The sequence below is a fragment of the Tenacibaculum pacificus genome, from assembly GCF_027941775.1.
GTDB lineage: Bacteria > Bacteroidota > Bacteroidia > Flavobacteriales > Flavobacteriaceae > Polaribacter > Polaribacter pacificus_A.
The window spans coordinates 1,292,189-1,310,000 of the sequence record NZ_CP115917.1; the positions used below are offsets into that span (position 1 = coordinate 1,292,189).

Here is a 17,812-nt window from a genome sequence, read left to right on the forward strand (position 1 = left end):
TAATTGCGTCTTGCTCGCTTAATTTCTGAGGATTTTTATGAATATTTATTTGTGTTATTTCTTGTGTATTTTCCTGTGCCTGAACACATAAAATTCCCGTCACTATAAATAATAAGCTGAGTATTTTTGAGTTTATTTTCATTGATTTAGCTGTTTTATTTCCTGATTTACTTTCAGAAAACAGATATAAAACTGGTAAAATTAATAAAGTTAATAAGGTTGCCGATATTAAACCACCAATCACCACGGTTGCCAATGGTTTTTGAACCTCTGCTCCTGCTGATGCTGAAATTGCCATCGGTAAAAAACCTAATGAAGCTACTGCCGCAGTCATAATTACAGGACGTAATCGAACAGAAGTTCCTTTTTTTATAATCGCTTTTATATCGGTCATTCCACTTTTTTTCAAACGATTAAATTCTGCAATTAATACAATTCCGTTTAAAACAGCGACACCAAATAAGGCTATAAATCCTATTCCTGCGGATATTGAAAAAGGCATATCTCTAAACCATAAAGCGAAAATTCCACCAATAGCAGACATTGGAATTGCTGTATAAATTAAAAAACTTTGTTTAATCGATTTAAAAGTAAAATACAATAATAAAAAAATCAACAACAATGCAACAGGAACTGCAATTCCTAATCTTGCACGTGCTTCTTCTAAATTTTTAAAAGTTCCACCGTAGGTGATATAATATCCTGTATCGAATGGTATTTTTTCGCTAACTTTAGCTTGTAATTCAGCAACAATACTTGCTACATCACGCCCTCGAACATTAAAACCTACTGTTATTTTTCGTTTTGCATCATCTCTTTGTATTTGATTTGGTCCTGTTTTAAAGCTTACATCTGCAACATTTTCTAACGGAATTTGTGATCCATTTGATGTGGTTACATATAGTTTACGAATATCTTCAATACTTGCTCTATTTTCTTTATTCATTCTAACAACCAAGTCATAACGTTGTTCGCCTTCATATACAGAACCTGCGCTTAGACCAGCAAAAGCCGTATTTACAGCCGTATTTACATCAGAAATATTTAAACCGTATAATGCTAATTGATTTCGTTTATAATCAATAACAATTTGTTTTAAACCTGTCATTTTTTCGATATACAAATCTTTAGCACCAGCTACTTCAGGAATAATTTTACCTAATTCATTTCCGTATTTTACTAATTTATCTAAATCTTCTCCGTAAATTTTTAATACAACATCTTGCCTTGCTCCTGTCATCAATTCATTAAAACGCATTTGTATCGGTTGTTGAAATCCGTAATTAACACCTAACATATTTTCATCTAATAAATGATTCATTTTTTGGGTCAACTCGTTTTTAGTACGTGCTTTTGTCCAATCATTTTTATCTTTTAAGATGATAATTATATCAGCAACTTCAACAGGCATTGGGTCGGTAGGTATTTCTGATGAGCCAATTCTACTTACAATTTGTTCAATTTCATCTGGAAATTCTGCTAATAATAATTTTGAAGATTTATTAGTTACATCAATCGTATATGATAATGAACTTCCTGTAGAAACCGTTGCTTGAACTGCTAAATCTCCTTCATCTAAAGATGGAATAAATTCTGAACCCATATTTTTAAATGTAAAAAGACTTAATAAAAAAATAAGTACAGCACCAATAAGCACCGATTTTTTATAACTTAAAACAAACTCTAAAATAGGCGAATAAATATTTTGTAATGCTTCTATTATTTTATCAGAAATATTCTTTTTATTAGAAATTGTTTTCTTTAAAAATAAAGCACTTATCATTGGAACGTATGTTAATGATAAAATAAATGCTCCTAAAATGGCAAAACTTACGGTTACTGCCATCGGTTTAAACATTTTCCCTTCAATACCGACTAAAGCTAAAATAGGAAGATATACAATTAAAATAATAATTTCTCCAAAAGCGGCACTTGTTCTAATTTTTGAAGCTGATTGATATACTTCTTCATCCATTTCAGATTGAGTTAATTTTTTTCCTGATTTTTTCATTACTAAATAATGTAATGTTGCTTCCACAATAATCACCGAACCATCCACTATAATTCCAAAATCAATTGCTCCTAAACTCATTAAATTTCCTGAAACTCCAAAAAGATTCATCAATATAATAGCAAATAACATTGCCAACGGAATTACCGACGCAACAATTAAACCTGCTCGTAAGTTCCCTAATAATAACACTAAAATAAGAATCACAATTAAAGCACCTTCAATTAAATTGGTAGCTACCGTGCTAATTGCTTTATCGACAAGTTTTGTTCTGTCTAAAAAAGGTTGAATAACAACACCTTCGGGTAAACTTTTTTGAATTTGAGCAATTCTATCTTTAACACGTTTTATTACTTTTGATGAGTTTGCTCCTTTTAGCATCATTACAATTCCACCAACAACTTCTCCTTCTCCGTTTCTGGTCATTGCTCCGTATCTGATAGCACTTCCTAATTGTACTTTTCCGATGTCTTTAATTAAAACAGGCGTGCCATTTTGAGTGTTTTTAATAACAATATTCTGAATATCTTCAGGTGTTTGTATTAATCCTTGACTTCGGATAAAATATGCTTTCGGATTTTTATCGATATAAGCACCTCCTGTATTTTGATTATTTTTAGATAAAGCCTCTAAAACTTCGTTGATACTTACGCCTAGTGTTTGCAATCTTTCTGGTTGTAAAGCAACTTCGTATTGTTTTAAAAAACCACCAAAACTACTAACGTCTGCAATTCCTTCGATTCCTAATAATTGACGACGAACAATCCAATCTTGAAGAGAACGCAATTCCATAATAGGAAACTTTTCTTTAAAACCTTCTTCGGCAAATAATGTATATTGATAAATTTCTCCTAAACCAGTAGTTACAGGCGCCATTTCGGGTGAACCAACTCCGTCTGGAATATTATTTTTTGCTTCATTTAAGCGTTCGCTAATTTGTTGACGTGCCCAATAAATATCGACATCATCTTTAAAAACAATAGTAACAACGCTTAATCCGAAACGAGAAAAAGAACGAACTTCTTCAATTTTAGGAATACTAGACATCGTCATTTCTATTGGAAATGTTACTAATCGTTCTATATCTTGTGCCGATTGTGATGGTGCTGAAGTAATAATTTGCACCTGATTATTGGTAATATCTGGCACTGCATCGATAGGTAATTGTTTTAAAGAATAAATTCCCCAACCAATTAACATCAATACAAAAGCACCAATAATCAATTTATTTTTAATTGAAAATTTTATAATGTTATCTAACATCTTTTATGTGTTTAATGCTGTTTTAATATGAATTTTATCAATATAATTTTTAAAACGAGTAGTATTTTTCTCTAATTTAGAAAAAGCCTAGCCCCGATTGAAGCAATTGTTTGAGCTCTTTTTTATTTTTTTCTTTTGAAAAATAAAAAAAGCGAGTGCGGAAAGCGGGAAATTGCTACAAATAAAAATCGTTAAAAATTATACGAAATAACAATATGATTTTCTGATGTTAAAAACAACGAAAACATATTATTACAAAATAAAAAAAAGAATTAAACTATTGGAGGTTGGAAAAGTTGGTCTAAAAAACTAGCCGTATTTAGTACTTTATGAAAATGAGTTTTCTTGTTTGTTTGAAATATCTGAACAAACTGAAATTGAAATTCTGCCGTAATAATAGCACTTGAAATACCTAAAAAAATACAATGATGATGATGTTCTGTGTTTTTTTCTTCTTCGGTATCGTTTTTATGATGCGTTTCAGAATGTGCATCGTCCATTGAATCAATATGAAAAACTTCTCCATCGTTAAAAATAATAGCATCCGAATGCGCCTGAACGGGAGGCACAAACAACAATAAAGTTAATATGAGGATACTAATAATTTTCAAATTATTGATTTAATTGGATGTAATTTTAACAAAGATATAAAAAAAATAACCCGAATTATTTTTTTAACCTGTCTTTAACGTATTCAACTTTTGTTTTTCCGTGGCTCATTGGGTTTCCGTCTTCACCTAAACTAACCATTATAATTTTGTCTATTTCTATAATTGTTTTGTGTGTAAGTTTATTTCTTACTTGACAATTTAAGGTAATTGAGGTGTTTCCAAATTTTACAACTTCGATACCAATTTCAATAATATCGCCTTGTTTAGCCGAACTAACAAAATCTATTTCAGACATAAATTTAGTAACCGTTCGAGGGATTTCTAATTGAATAATTGCATAAATACCTAATTCTTCATCAATCCATTGTAATAAACGACCTCCAAATAAAGTTCCGTTTGGGTTTAAATCTTCTGGTTTAATCCATTTTCTAGTGTTAAATTTCATAATGTTTTGTTTTATACAAATTACCGAAACAATATTACTTTAAACAATTAAAAGCGATTCGTTTTCTATATTTTACCATCAAATTTTCTGATAAACCATTCTATTGAAAGCAAAATAACAATTAAAAATAATAGCAATTTCCAATCAATTAGATGTTGTTTTTTTGTGATTGATTTCTGAACCGTATAATATGAAGTATCTTCAGATAATTGAGTTAATAAATTGTCTATTTTATCGGCATAAAATAAATTTCCTTTTGTTTTTAACGCCAACGAATTTAATTTTTTATGATTCGCATTCGTAAATTGTTCTTCTATTTTAAAATCGGTAATTTTAAATTTTCCGTAGCTTTTTATTTTCTGATTTGCCACAGTAACTTCATACGAATAATCGCCAGAAGAAAGATCAGAAATTGAAACTTGATAAGAATTATTTACTAACGAAAACGGCAGTATTTTTTTCTCTTTTGAATTATTATTTGTTAAGGTTAATTCTAACGAAGCTCTAGCATCGAATAAATAATTTTTATCGACATAAAATGCCGAAATAGTTATAGGAGCATTTGCTAAATATGTGTGTTTATTTTTTACGTCTAATCTTTTTCTTTTTTTATTCGATGCTAAATATTGGACTAAATTCCCTAAAAAGGCATCAAAAACTTCAAAAGATTGTTCTTTGATAAAACTATTTGCTCGCCATTTCCAGATTCCTTCACCAAATAAAACAGCGTGTTTTTTATTATTTTTTTCGATGGTAGTTAATAAAGGTTGCGTAGTTTCAATGCCTGCGTATTTTTGATATAATAACGTTTGCGCATCACTTGTTAATTGTAGATTTCCAAAAACATCATTTAAAGGTGGGAATTCATCAAAATTGATATTTTCCTGTAAAAAAGGCAAAAAACTCGTATTATAAACGGCTGTGTAAGCTTCTTTTTGATTTATTGCTTCTTTTTTAACACCTAAATTCTGCGTATTTAAAAAGTTCCAATTAGTTTTTGTCCCTGAAACGATTAAATAATTCGATGTTACTTTTTCAAAAGCTTTCTTAAAATAATTATTTGGTTGATAAAAAACAAAAAACTGATAATCTTGATATTTAATATTTTTATCATTTATAAAAGCGATATCAACTTTTCGTTGTTTATTACTTTCTATCGATTTTTTAATCGCTCCTAAATCAGGATGTAAAAAAGAACTTAAAATTAATACTTTTGTTTGCTCGTCAATTACTTCTACTGAAAAATTTTTGTAATTATTCTTCGTATTTTTTTCGTTTTCAATTTTACTAATCGAAGTTTTATAATATTGAATTCCTTTTTTATCCGAAGTTAAATTTGTGCTAACCGTTTGCGTAGGTTGTAAAGGCGAAAATTCAAGCTTTTTAGAAAATACTTTTTTTCCGTTATGTTGTATCGAAAAAGTTGCCTTTACAGTTTCTTTTCCTTCGTAATAAAGTAATGTTTCAACAGGGAATTTATTTTTTATGTAATTGTATTTATTAACGTTTACTTGCGATATTTGTAAATCTTTATACAACATTGTGTCGCCTACAACAACAGGGAAAACTTTGTTTTTAGAACTTATATATTCATAATCATTTCCTGTTGTTTGATTTCCATCACTAATTAAAATAGTTGCATTTAAACGTTCTTTTTGCAACTCATTTACCGAATTTATTGCTTGATAAATATCTGTTTGAGTTCCTGAAAAATTCAAGCTATCAGAATTTAAAATAGCTGTTTTTTTATCAAAAGATAAAAGCTGTACTTCAAATTTATCTTGAATTTTATCTGATTTTTTCAGAGTTTTTAAAACTGATGCAACCTTTTCCTCTGCCTTAAAATATTTTATAGAGCTTGAATTATCAACCAAAACAGTTAAAATAGGTTTACTATTTTTTGTTTCAAGTGTATTTATTTGAGGATTGATAAAAAGTAAGAACAATAAAAATAAGCTCAATGTTTTTAAAACAAAAAGCAAATTATTTCTTTTAGATTTCCGTGTTGTTTTATAGAAATATTGAAAAAAAGCGATTGCTACACTCAATAAAACAGCCAAAACAATATAAATGATAGTTATTTTTTCCACTAAAAATATTTTAATTTGTGAAGATAAAAAAAGCTATCAAATAAAAATAGATTCACCTATTTAATTATGAATTGGTTTCTTTAGGTTTTGCGTCAAACATTCTAAAAAACAACGTAGAAGCTATATTTCTAGCTCTTTCTTTAGCATCATTTGCTTTTGCTCCGTAAAAATTTTCGTCTAATGTTTCAAACCATAATTGCAACCACCTTCCAAAATGTTCTTGATAAATACTGTAATCAAAATCTTTATCGACATCTTTATGAGCTTTCATCGGATTTCCTTTAAATTTTCGAACGAAAAAAAGATTTGATTCCCAAAAATCGGTTAATTTTTGCAAATGACTTTCCCAAGCATCCGCAGGAATTCTTTTTAAAAAAATAGGACCTATAAAATCATCTTCTTTAATTTTATCATAAAAAGTTGCTACTAATAAATAAACATCTTCTCTATTTTCAATTTCTTTCTTATCCATTTTATTTATCTAATAAGATACAAAAGTATCTTTTTATGAGTTAGTAAATTATGACTAAAATCATAAATTATAGTAAATACTGATAAAAAAGGAATGTTTAAATTCGTTAAATTTGATAAAACGTAAAGGTTTCCTTTAAATTTCCTAGTATTAATCAGTCATAAAAGAATAGGATTTTCTATTTTTGCGGGGTACAACACAACTACAAAAGATGAACTTAACACAATTGAACGCAATCTCTCCTATTGATGGAAGATACCGTAATAAAATAGCCAATTTAGCAAACTATTTTTCTGAAGAAGCTTTAATTAAATACAGAGTAAAAGTTGAAATAGAGTATTTTATTGCTTTATGTGAAATTCCTTTACCTCAATTAGCTGATTTCAATAAAGAATTATATCCTAATTTACGTAAAATTTATGAGGATTTTTCTACTGAAAATGCTCAGAAAATTAAAGATATTGAAGCGATTACAAATCATGATGTAAAAGCTGTTGAATATTTTATCAAAGAAGAATTTGACAAATTAGAATTACAAAAATATAAAGAGTTTATTCACTTCGGATTAACTTCTCAGGATATTAATAACACAGCAATTCCATTATCTATTAAAGATGCTATGGATGAAGTTTATTATCCTGCTTTAGATGAATTAGTATCTAAATTAGCTGATTTATCAGAAGAATGGGATCACATTCCAATGTTAGCACGTACGCACGGACAGCCAGCTTCTCCTACTCGTTTAGGAAAAGAATTTTTTGTTTTTGTAGAGCGTATTAATAATCAGGCGATACATATTCAACACACGCCTCACGCTGCTAAATTTGGTGGAGCAACAGGTAACTTTAACGCACATAAAGTAGCGTATAAAGATATCGACTGGAAAAACTTCGGAACTCATTTCGTTGAAGATGTTTTAGGTTTACACCACTCTTTCCCAACAACTCAAATAGAGCATTACGACCACATGGCGGCTTTATATGACGGTTTAAAGCGTATCAATAATATTTTAATTGATTTAGATAGAGATGTTTGGACATACGTTTCAAACGACTATTTTAAACAAAAAATTAAAGCAGGTGAAGTTGGTTCATCAGCAATGCCACATAAAGTTAATCCTATTGATTTTGAAAACTCTGAAGGAAACTTAGGTTTAGCAAACGCTATTTTTGAGCATTTATCAGCAAAATTACCAGTTTCAAGATTACAACGTGATTTAACTGATAGTACTGTTTTACGTAATGTAGGAGTTCCTTTTGGTCATACTTTAATTGCTTTTTCATCTACTTTAAAAGGATTGAATAAGTTATTATTAAACGAAGCTAAATTTGCTGAAGATTTAGAAAATAACTGGGCAGTTGTAGCAGAAGCTATTCAAACAATATTACGTCGTGAAGCGTATCCTAATCCTTATGAAGCTTTAAAAGGATTGACACGTACTAATGAAAAAATCAATCAAAAATCAATTGCTAATTTTATCGATACTTTAGAGGTTTCTTCTGAAATTAAAGATGAATTAAAAGCAATTACACCAGCTAACTATACAGGAATTTAATGAGATATTTATTTATTTTTTCAGTAAGTTTTTTAATTATTTCTTGTAATTCTTCTACGGATAAAAAAGGAGATCCTACACGTTTTAAATATGGAACTTTTGAGATACCAGGTAGCGATAATTACGGAAAAACAACTATTGTAAGAACCGATAGTTTACAAATTGAAGAATATACTAAAAAAATAAGTGTTTCTTCTTCTGATAATGTAATTACTGAAAAAGAAGAAAAACATATTGATACGCTCTTTATCAAATGGAAAAATAGTTTTGCTTATTCATTACGAATGAAAAATCCAAAAAATGATTTAGATAAAGATCCGATATTTGTACAAATAACCAAAGTAACTGATAGCTCTTATAGTTTTACAGCAAAAATTGGGTATTCAAATTTTAAACAAAACGGAACTGTATATAAATTAAATACTAGCAATTTTTAGTAAAAAAAATAATTAAAAGACCTGACCGCTAAATAACGGTCAGGTCTTTTTTTTTGATATATTAGCGAATTAAATGTATAATTTCAAAAAACATATCGCCTTTTTTAGTATATTACTGTTGCTACTTCCTTCAGTAATACAGCTGGCGCATACTTTTGAAAACCACGAACATACTGTTTGTACTTCTGTAGATGAGCATCATTTTCACTGAACAAGAAACAGATTGTTCTTTACTCGATTATCATTTTCAAGCTTTTTCATATACAGCAACTTCAAATTATGCTGTAATTCCAACACATTTCTACAAAAAGCAATATAATGAGCAACCACAGGTAATTTCGGTTGTTTATACGGCTAAAAAACGAACCCGAGGACCACCTAGTTTATAATAAATTACGTAAATCTTTTTATTCAATTATTATAACTAAAATTAAAATGAACTTTAAATCTATTGTTCTAATGTTTTTGTTATGGAGTTATTGCTCTATAACAATAGCACAAAACTGTGCGTATACTTTATCTGGATTAGTAGATGATTTTCATGACAAATCACCAATAGTTGGTGCAACTGTTTTTGTTAAAAATCAAAATAAATATACAACTACAGATGTTAATGGAAAATTTACTATTAATAATCTATGTAAAGGTGTTATTACTATTGAAATTTCTCACTTAGCTTGTGATTCGAAAACTTTAACTTTAAATATCAATGAAAATATTTACAAAATCATTGATTTAGAACATCATATAGAAGAGTTAAACGAAGTAAATTTAAAAGCTAAAACAGGTTTAAAAACAAAAATCGCACAAGAAACTTTAATTAACGCTAATACTTTAGAAAAATTTAGTAGTAAAAGTCTAGGTGATGCTATAAAAAATATAGCAGGTGTATCTTCTATTAACACAGGAAGTACAATTATAAAACCAGTTATTAATGGTTTACACAGTAGTAGAGTACTTATTTCTTTTAATAATGTACGTTTACAAGATCAAGAATGGGGAATAGAACATGCTCCTAATATCGATGTGAATGCAGCCGAAACTGTTTCAGTAATAAAAGGCGCAAATGCATTAGAATATGGTGGAGATGCTATAGGAGGAGTTGTTATTGTTAATCCTTCAAAAGTTATCATTAATAAAGATACTTTATATGGTAAAACAATTCTTTCTCAGCAATCAAATGGACGACTTTTAAATTTTACGACTCGTTTGCAAAAAAACTTTGCAAAAGGTTTGTATATTAACGGACAAGCTTCTTACAAAAGGTCTGGCGACTTTAAAGCTCCTGATTATTATTTAACTAATACAGGAATTGCTGCTAAAGCATTTACTATTGGTACTGGTTATAAAAATTTTGATAAAGGTTTTGAACTTTTTTACAGTCATTTAATAAATAAAATAGGAATTTTAAGTGCCTCTCATGTGGGTAGTGCTTCCGATTTAAAAGATGCTATAAATAGCGATACCCCTTTAAAAATAAGTGATTTTAGTTACACAATTAACAATCCAAAACAACAAGTTACCCATCAACTATTTAAGGCTAGTTTTTACAAACGATTTAAAGGTTTGGGTAAATTATCTTTACAATATGATTTCCAAAGAAACAATAGGTTAGAATTTGATATAAGAAGAGGTGATAATAAAAATTTAGCAGCCACCGATTTATTATTAAAAACTCACGCTTTTAAGGCTAATTTAAATATAGATTCAAAGTCTTTTAGCTCCTATAAATTTGGTATTGCTGGTAGTTCTCAGAATAATTTTCCTGATCCAGCAACTAAAGTAAAAAGGATAATTCCTGATTACAATAAATATACTTTTAGTTCGTACGGTATTGGTGATTTTAAACTTGAAAACATCTTGTTATCTGCTGGAGTTAGATATGATTTTGAGCGTATTAATGCTAAAAAATATTACCAAAATTCTAGATGGGAAAGTTTAGGGTATCAAAATAGTTTTAGTCATTTTATAATTGAAAAAGACTTACAAGGTTCTCAATTATTGGTTAATCCTGTTTTTACGTACCACAATATTTCAACATCATTAGGTGTATCTTACAACATTAATGAAAAAAGTTCTTTATTAGCTAATTATGGTCTGGCTAATAGAGCACCAAACGCTTCTGAGTTATTTAGTGATGGTTTACATCATTCGGCTTCTAGAATTGAATTAGGAGATTTACGTTTACAAACAGAAACATCGAGCAGATTTTCTGCTACCTATAAGTTTAATCACAAAAAACTTAATTTTTCTACAGAAGGATTTTACAACCTTATAGACAATTTTATTTATATTGAACCTTCTGGAACGGAATTAACACAGCGTGGTACTTTTGTTATTTGGGATTATAAGCAAATTAATGCCGTTTTATTTGGTGTTGATACAAACATAAATTACCAATTAAACGAAAACATAGGTATCAGTAATAAATCTTCGTTTATCAAAGGGAAAGACACAAGTAGCAAACGTAATCTTGTAGATATTCCACCTTTTAAAACGGTAACACAATTTACTTTTAACAAAATGTCATGGCTTAATTTCCATGCTTCAGTTGAAAGTGAATACAATGCTAAACAAAACAATTTTCCAAACAATAATTTTGAGGTTTTTATTCCTCAAACAAACACTCATGAACTTGTTGATATTAGCACACCGCCTAATGCTTACCACTTATTAAATTTTTCATCGGGTGTAAAGTTTAATCTATCTGAAACCAATATAGGATTAACATTTTCGGTAGATAATATGCTAAATACCTCTTATAGAAATTATTTAAACAAACAGCGCTATTTCACTGATGATTTAGGCAGAAACTTTAACATTCAAATAAAAATTAATTATTAAAACAAACACTATGAAATTTATCAAATTATTTTCAATTCTTACAATTTTTTCATTAATCTTTACTTCTTGTTCTGATAATGATGATCCAATTCCAGTTCAATGGAGAAGAGATAATAACAACAATGAAAGTTGTTTTAACAGATTCAAATAAAAACACTATTACTTTAGAAAGTAAAGATATAGATGGTGATGGACCTAATAAACCTGTAATAACTGGTGGAACTTTAAAAGCTAATACTACTTATAGTGGTGTTATAACATTATTAAATGAAACAGAAACTCCTGCTGATAATATTACTTTAGAAGTTGCTGAAGAAGCTGATGAACACCAATTTTTTTATAGCGCAACAGCTATTTCTAATGATTTCTCTGGTGATTTTACTTATGCAGGAGATAATGATTCAAATGGAAATCCAGTAGGAATTAAATTTACCGTTAAAACAGGTGGTACTGGAGAAGGATCTTATGTAATTACATTAATACATGAGCCAAGTAAATCAGTTGATGGTGTTAAAGAAGGTAAGATTAAAAACGCTGGAGGTTCTACGGATTTTGAAGCTACTTTCCCTATTGTAATTGAAGCTCAAGCACTTCAAGTTATTAAAGAAATTTAGAAAATATTTAAATTTAAAACTAAAAACTCCTCAATAAAATATTGAGGAGTTTTTTTTATGTTTTTTTTTGAGAAATTAATGTTTATATTTTTTTAGTAATTCAGGAAATCTTCGCTTAAAATTATTTAATCTTGGAATAGAAATATTTTGGATATATCTATTTTCAGGATGTAAACGTTCGTAATTTTGATGATATTCTTCTGCAGGATAAAACTTCTTTATTTTGATAACTTCGGTTACTATTTTACGATTATAAACTTTATTTAATTTTCTGATGGTATTTTCTATCACTTTTTTTTCTTCCGAAGTATTATAAAAAGCTATTGATCGATATTGTGAACCATAATCAGGATGCTGTCCATTTTTTGTGGTAGGATTATGAGATCCATAAAACACATCAACTAATGTTTTAAAACTTATTTTTTTAGGATTGTAATATACGGCTACCGTTTCAGAATGACCTGTGCGCCCTGTTCCTATTTTCTGATAAGTAGGGTTTTTAGTATGACCACCAGCATATCCAGAAACAGCTTCCTCTACTCCTATTACACTTTCAAAAATAGCTTCTACACACCAAAAACATCCGCTTGCAAAATAAGCGACTTTCATTTCTTTTAAATGATTAAGAGGTAATTTATTATCCCTAATATCTTTGTTAGTATTAGAAAAAACACTGAATGATAATAGTAAAACAACTACTATTATTGATTTTATAAACTTCATAATATTTAATTTGATAATTGCTTAGTCGTATAAAAAAACAACTATTTACAATTGTTCACAACTTTAGATTTTCATTATATAATTAGTTGTGAGTTGCAAGTAGGTTTTCTATTTTTGTTGATATAAATATTATCAATTAATGGAGCATTTTATAGTATCAGCACGTAAATATCGTCCTCAAATTTTTGAAGATGTAGTTGGGCAACAAGCAATTACAAACACGCTTGAAAATGCTATAAAAAATGACCATTTAGCACAAGCATTATTATTTACAGGTCCTAGAGGTGTTGGTAAAACTTCTTGTGCTCGTATATTAGCAAAAAGAATAAATCAAGAAGATAATACGACTGCTAACGCTGACGAAGATTTTGCGTTTAATATTTTTGAATTAGATGCAGCTTCAAATAATTCGGTAGATGATATTCGTAGTTTAACGGATCAAGTTCGTATTCCGCCACAAACAGGAAAATATAAAGTTTATATTATTGATGAAGTTCATATGCTTTCTCAAGCAGCTTTTAATGCATTTTTAAAAACATTAGAAGAACCACCTGCCCATGCTATTTTTATTTTAGCAACTACTGAGAAACATAAAATTATACCAACTATTTTATCTCGTTGTCAAATATTTGATTTTAAACGAATCAGTGTTTTAGATGCAAAAGAGTATTTAAAAACTATTTGTATCAAAGAAAATATTACTGCGGATGATGATGCATTGCATATTATCGCTCAAAAAGCAGATGGTGCTATGCGTGATGCTTTATCTATTTTTGATAGAGTTGTTAGTTTTTCAGGGAAAAATTTAACTCGACAAGCAGTTACTCAGAATTTAAATGTTTTAGATTACGATGTATATTTCAACATTACTGATTTGTTAATTGAACATAAAATTCCACAAGTTTTAATAGCTTTTAATGATGTTTTAAGCAAAGGTTTTGAAGGTCATCATTTTATTAATGGACTAGCTTCTCATTTTAGAGATTTATTAGTTGCTAAAGATGCTGCTACAATATCTTTATTAGAAGTTGGTGATAGTACTAAGAAAAAATATTTTGAGCAATCAAAAAAGGCAAATATGCAATTTCTTCTTCCAGGTATTGATAAAGCAAATGATTGTGATTTAAAATATCGAGGAAGTAAAAATCAACGATTACTGGTCGAATTAACCTTAATGCAAATAGCCTCTATCAATTTTGATGGAGCAAAAAAAAAATCTAGCAACTACATAATTCCTGCTACTTTTTTCACTTCTTTATCACCAGAAAATAAAAAAGTAGTACAACCAATTGTAAAAATAGTTACTGAAAAATCAGAAGTAAAAAATACAGAAAATAATTTTACTACTGCTAATACAGTAGTAAAAAAAACATTATTAAAAAATATAAAACGTAGAGCTTCTGCTTTATCTTTAAAAAGTATTCATCAGAAAGCAGTAGTTAAAAGCTCTTCAGATGAGGATGAAAATTTTGATAATCATCCAAGAACACCTTTTACACAGCAAGAACTTCAACAGGTTTGGAAGCAATATTCTTTAAAAACACAAGAACTTGGTGAACGTAGTATTGCTGCTGTTTTAGATTCTAGTGAACCATTATTGGGAAAACAAAATACTATTCTATTTTCAATTCCAAATGATTTAATGCAAATACAATTAGAACGTATTAAAGCAAAACTTACGCGTTTTTTACGTGAAAATCTAAAAAATTACGGAATTCAGATTACTATTATTGTAAATGAAGTTGAAGAAAAAAAATTCGCATATACTCCTCAAGAAAAATATGCAAAATTAAAAGAAAAAAACCCACTAATAGAAAAGTTAAAATTCATTTTTGGTTTAGATCTTTAATTAAAAAAAAGATAATACTACTTTACTTCTATCATAATATATCTTTTTTACTAAAATGAAAAAAGATACAATTAATTAAATCTTCTAATTTTTTTTAACAATAAGAATATTATATCTTCGATTCTTTAAATTTTATATTTTGATAAAAAACATTCTTATTGGTATTGCTTTTTCTCCTAATTTAAAAGCAAACTTATTTGAAACCATTAGGTTATCGAATATGTTTAATGCTCAGTTAATTGGAGTTCATGTTGGTTATAAATCCAACGAAAAAGAGAAACAACTACAACAGTTATTAAGTGAAGCTCCTAAGTTAAAATTACCTTTAAAAGTGATTTGGCAAGAAGGAAAACCTGTTGACGTAATTTTAAAAACAACAGTAGATCAAAAAGTTGATTTATTAATACTTGGTGCTTTACAAAAAGAGAAAATATATACTTATTATGTAGGTTCTATAGCAAGAAAACTGACAAGAAAAGCTCCTTGTTCCGTATTATTATTGATAAAACCATCTATTGAAAGACTTAGCTGTAAACATATTGTAATTAGTGGTTTACAAGATGAAAAAACTGAAGAAACTATAAAATCTGGTTTTTATTTTTCTAAATTTTTAGATTGTAAAAGAGTAACAATAGTAGAAGAAATTGGTGCTGCAGAATTAAATGTAAATGTTAGCGATGATATATCTTTACGTAAAGCAACATTAACTAAAGAACGAATGCAAAAACGTGAAGATGCACGTGTAAACAAAATGTTAGAAAACATTGATACAAGTGATATTATTATAAAAACACAAAGTATTTTTGGTCGTAGAGGATATTCTATCGGTCATTATGCAAAAGTAAAAAGAGCAGATTTATTAGTGATAAGTGCTCCTAAAAAAACGGGGATTTTAGATCGAATATTTCCTCATGATTTAGAGTATATTTTATCAGAATTACCAACCGATGTTTTAATTGTAAAGTAGATGGGAAAAGGAAAACGTTTTAAAACATTTTTAAGTGAAATACCGCAAAATATTTTTGCTGGTTTTGTCGTATCGTTAATAGCTCTTCCATTAGGATTTGGTTTAGCTTTAGCTTCAGGTGCACCACCAATTTCAGGAGTTATTGCAGCAATTGTAGGTGGTACAGTTGTAGCTGTTTTAGGAGGATCTAATGTTACAATTACTGGTCCTGGTAATGGATTGGTTGTTGTTGTACTTGCTGCAATAACTACATTAGGTGGTGGTGATATGCATCAAGGATATTTGTATACACTTGCAGCAGTTGTTATTTCTGGTATAATAATGGTTATTCTTAGTTTTCTTCGGATGGGTGCTCTAGGAGATTATTTTCCTTCTTCAGCTATTCAAGGAATGTTAGCAGCTATCGGTATTGGTATTTTTGCTAAACAAATACATGTAATGCTTGGTAATTTAAATGCAAAAGGAAGTATTATTGATTTGCTTTTACAAATGCCAAGTGGAATTATTGATTTTATAAAAACAGATAACGTAAGTATTTTTTATGCTGGTTTAGTTGGTATTATCAGTTTATTAATTATGATTTTTTATAGTAAAATACGTAATAAATATTTTCAATTAATCCCTGCTCCTATGTGGATTGTCGTTTTAAGTATTGGTATGTATTATTATTATGATTTATTTTCACCAGCGATATATCCTATTCATAAAAGTTTATTAATAGAATTACCTAATGATGTATTATCTAATTTTGCATTTCCTGATTTTAGTAAAATTTATCAATTTGAATTTATTAATGCAGTAATTGCGATTACTTTAATTGCTAGTATTGAAAGTTTATTAAGTATTAAAGCTGTTGATAAATTAGATACATTAAAACGACGTTCTAACGTAAATAAAGATATTAGAGCTTTAGGATTAGCTACTGTAATTAGTGGTTTTTTAGGAGGTTTAAATGTTGTTACTGTAATTGCTCGTAGTTCTGTAAATGTAAATAATAAAGGAAGTAATCGTTCTGCAAATTTTTTTCATGCATTATTTTTAGTTGCTTTTATTTTACTTTTTGCTACAGAATTACGTAAAATACCTTTACCTGCTTTAGCTGCAATTTTAGTATATACAGGTTATAAATTAGCTTCTCCAGAAAATATTGTCAAAGTATTTAAAATAGGAAAAGAACAATTAATTATATTTTTAGTTACTTTATTAACTACTATTGCAACTAATTTAATAACAGGTATTTTAGCAGGGATATGTATTACTTTTATTATTCATGTTTTTATTAATAGAAATTTTATGTTTTTCATTACAAATTTATTAAAACCAAATGTTTTAATGTTTAAGGAAGATGATAAGTATTATGTTTCTGTTAAAAACTTCTCTAGTTTTTTAAATTTCACAAAATTAAAATCAAAATTAGATCAAATACCTGAAACTGAAGAAGCTATTATTGATTTTTCCTTATGCGATTTTATAGATCACTCTGTAATGGAAAATCTGAATAATTATGCAGAAACTTTTAAACGTAAAGGTGGTTATTTTGAGGTTATTGGTTTAGATGGATATAAAACAGAAAGTAAACATCCTTTTGCTTTAAGAAAAAATATACCTATAGAAGGTGATGAAAATAATAATTTAACAAAGAGACAGAAATCATTGCAAAATATTTGTAATGATTTAAAATGGACTTATAATGCTTTACCTAAAAAACCTCTTACTGAAATTCCACATTTTGGTTATTTTAAAACACGTAAAATTAATAAAGTTTCAAATATTTTATCAAATGAAAACTGTAGTTTATTTGATGTTGAATTTTCTGAAGGTGAATTAATTGCTAAACAAATAATTAAAGGTACAATGATGTATATTGATATTGAAAAATATACTCCTGAATTTACGTTAGATAAAGAAGGTATATTTGAATACATTTATCA

At 28.3% G+C, this 17,812-nt stretch carries 14 protein-coding genes and 1 pseudogene (1 of these 15 only partly in view); 9 read left to right on the forward strand and 6 right to left on the reverse strand.

Annotated elements, in window-relative coordinates:
* Positions 1-166: 166 nt before the first annotated feature.
* From PG913_RS05895 to PG913_RS05915, 5 genes and pseudogenes are all read right to left on the reverse strand, one after another.
* Positions 167-3,274 (reverse strand): annotated as a pseudogene (locus PG913_RS05895) (efflux RND transporter permease subunit); the annotation flags it as partial.
* A 272-nt stretch (positions 3,275-3,546) separates the two neighbouring features.
* Complete coding sequence (locus PG913_RS05900) at positions 3,547-3,843, reverse strand: hypothetical protein (protein ID WP_271232042.1); 297 nt, start codon at positions 3,841-3,843, stop codon at positions 3,547-3,549.
* A 97-nt stretch (positions 3,844-3,940) separates the two neighbouring features.
* Positions 3,941-4,330 (reverse strand): acyl-CoA thioesterase, encoded by a 390-nt coding sequence (locus tag PG913_RS05905; RefSeq protein ID WP_271232043.1) that lies wholly within the window; start codon positions 4,328-4,330, stop codon positions 3,941-3,943.
* Between the two features lie 65 nt (positions 4,331-4,395).
* Positions 4,396-6,420 carry a VWA domain-containing protein gene (locus PG913_RS05910; RefSeq protein ID WP_271232044.1) on the reverse strand — a complete coding sequence of 675 codons (2,025 nt, stop codon included), beginning with the start codon at positions 6,418-6,420 and terminating at the stop codon, positions 4,396-4,398.
* Between the two features lie 64 nt (positions 6,421-6,484).
* Complete coding sequence (locus PG913_RS05915) at positions 6,485-6,892, reverse strand: group III truncated hemoglobin (RefSeq protein WP_271232045.1); 408 nt, start codon at positions 6,890-6,892, stop codon at positions 6,485-6,487.
* Between the two features lie 211 nt (positions 6,893-7,103).
* On the opposite strand from PG913_RS05915, the gene purB reads away from it, so the two are divergent.
* From purB to PG913_RS05940, 6 genes are all read left to right on the forward strand, one after another.
* Entirely contained in the window at positions 7,104-8,447 is a 1,344-nt protein-coding gene (purB, locus tag PG913_RS05920; protein ID WP_271232046.1) for an adenylosuccinate lyase, read from the forward strand.
* Positions 8,447-8,884, forward strand: coding sequence for a hypothetical protein (locus PG913_RS05925; RefSeq protein WP_271232047.1), 438 nt, complete (start codon positions 8,447-8,449; stop codon positions 8,882-8,884). The genes purB and PG913_RS05925 overlap by 1 nt, the downstream gene beginning before the upstream one ends.
* 191 nt (positions 8,885-9,075) lie before the next feature.
* Complete coding sequence (locus tag PG913_RS05930; protein WP_271232048.1) at positions 9,076-9,273, forward strand: hypothetical protein; 198 nt, start codon at positions 9,076-9,078, stop codon at positions 9,271-9,273.
* Positions 9,274-9,319: 46 nt separating this feature from the next.
* Positions 9,320-11,728, forward strand: coding sequence for a TonB-dependent receptor (locus tag PG913_RS05935; RefSeq protein WP_271232049.1), 2,409 nt, complete (start codon positions 9,320-9,322; stop codon positions 11,726-11,728).
* A 10-nt stretch (positions 11,729-11,738) separates the two neighbouring features.
* A complete protein-coding gene (locus PG913_RS12930; protein ID WP_333780805.1) occupies positions 11,739-11,879 on the forward strand; it encodes a hypothetical protein in 141 nt (46 codons plus the stop codon).
* On the forward strand, positions 11,851-12,342 hold the full coding sequence (locus tag PG913_RS05940; protein ID WP_333780806.1) for a type 1 periplasmic binding fold superfamily protein: 492 nt from the start codon (positions 11,851-11,853) through the stop codon (positions 12,340-12,342). Before PG913_RS12930 ends, PG913_RS05940 begins: the two co-directional genes overlap by 29 nt.
* A 75-nt stretch (positions 12,343-12,417) precedes the next feature.
* Here the strand turns inward: PG913_RS05940 and msrA are convergent, their stop codons facing one another.
* Positions 12,418-13,065 (reverse strand): peptide-methionine (S)-S-oxide reductase MsrA, encoded by a 648-nt coding sequence (msrA, locus tag PG913_RS05945; RefSeq protein WP_271232050.1) that lies wholly within the window; start codon positions 13,063-13,065, stop codon positions 12,418-12,420.
* Positions 13,066-13,204: 139 nt separating this feature from the next.
* Between msrA and dnaX the strand changes: the two genes are divergently transcribed.
* The 3 genes from dnaX to PG913_RS05960 form a co-directional block, all read left to right on the forward strand.
* On the forward strand, positions 13,205-14,914 hold the full coding sequence (gene dnaX / locus PG913_RS05950; protein WP_271232051.1) for a DNA polymerase III subunit gamma/tau: 1,710 nt from the start codon (positions 13,205-13,207) through the stop codon (positions 14,912-14,914).
* Between the two features lie 139 nt (positions 14,915-15,053).
* Positions 15,054-15,881 (forward strand): universal stress protein, encoded by an 828-nt coding sequence (locus tag PG913_RS05955; protein WP_271232052.1) that lies wholly within the window; start codon positions 15,054-15,056, stop codon positions 15,879-15,881.
* Positions 15,882-17,812, forward strand: partial view of a SulP family inorganic anion transporter gene (locus PG913_RS05960; protein WP_271232053.1) — the 5' portion only. It continues 262 nt past the right edge of the window; only the first 1,931 of its 2,193 coding nucleotides appear in the window; the start codon lies at positions 15,882-15,884; its stop codon lies beyond the right edge, outside the window.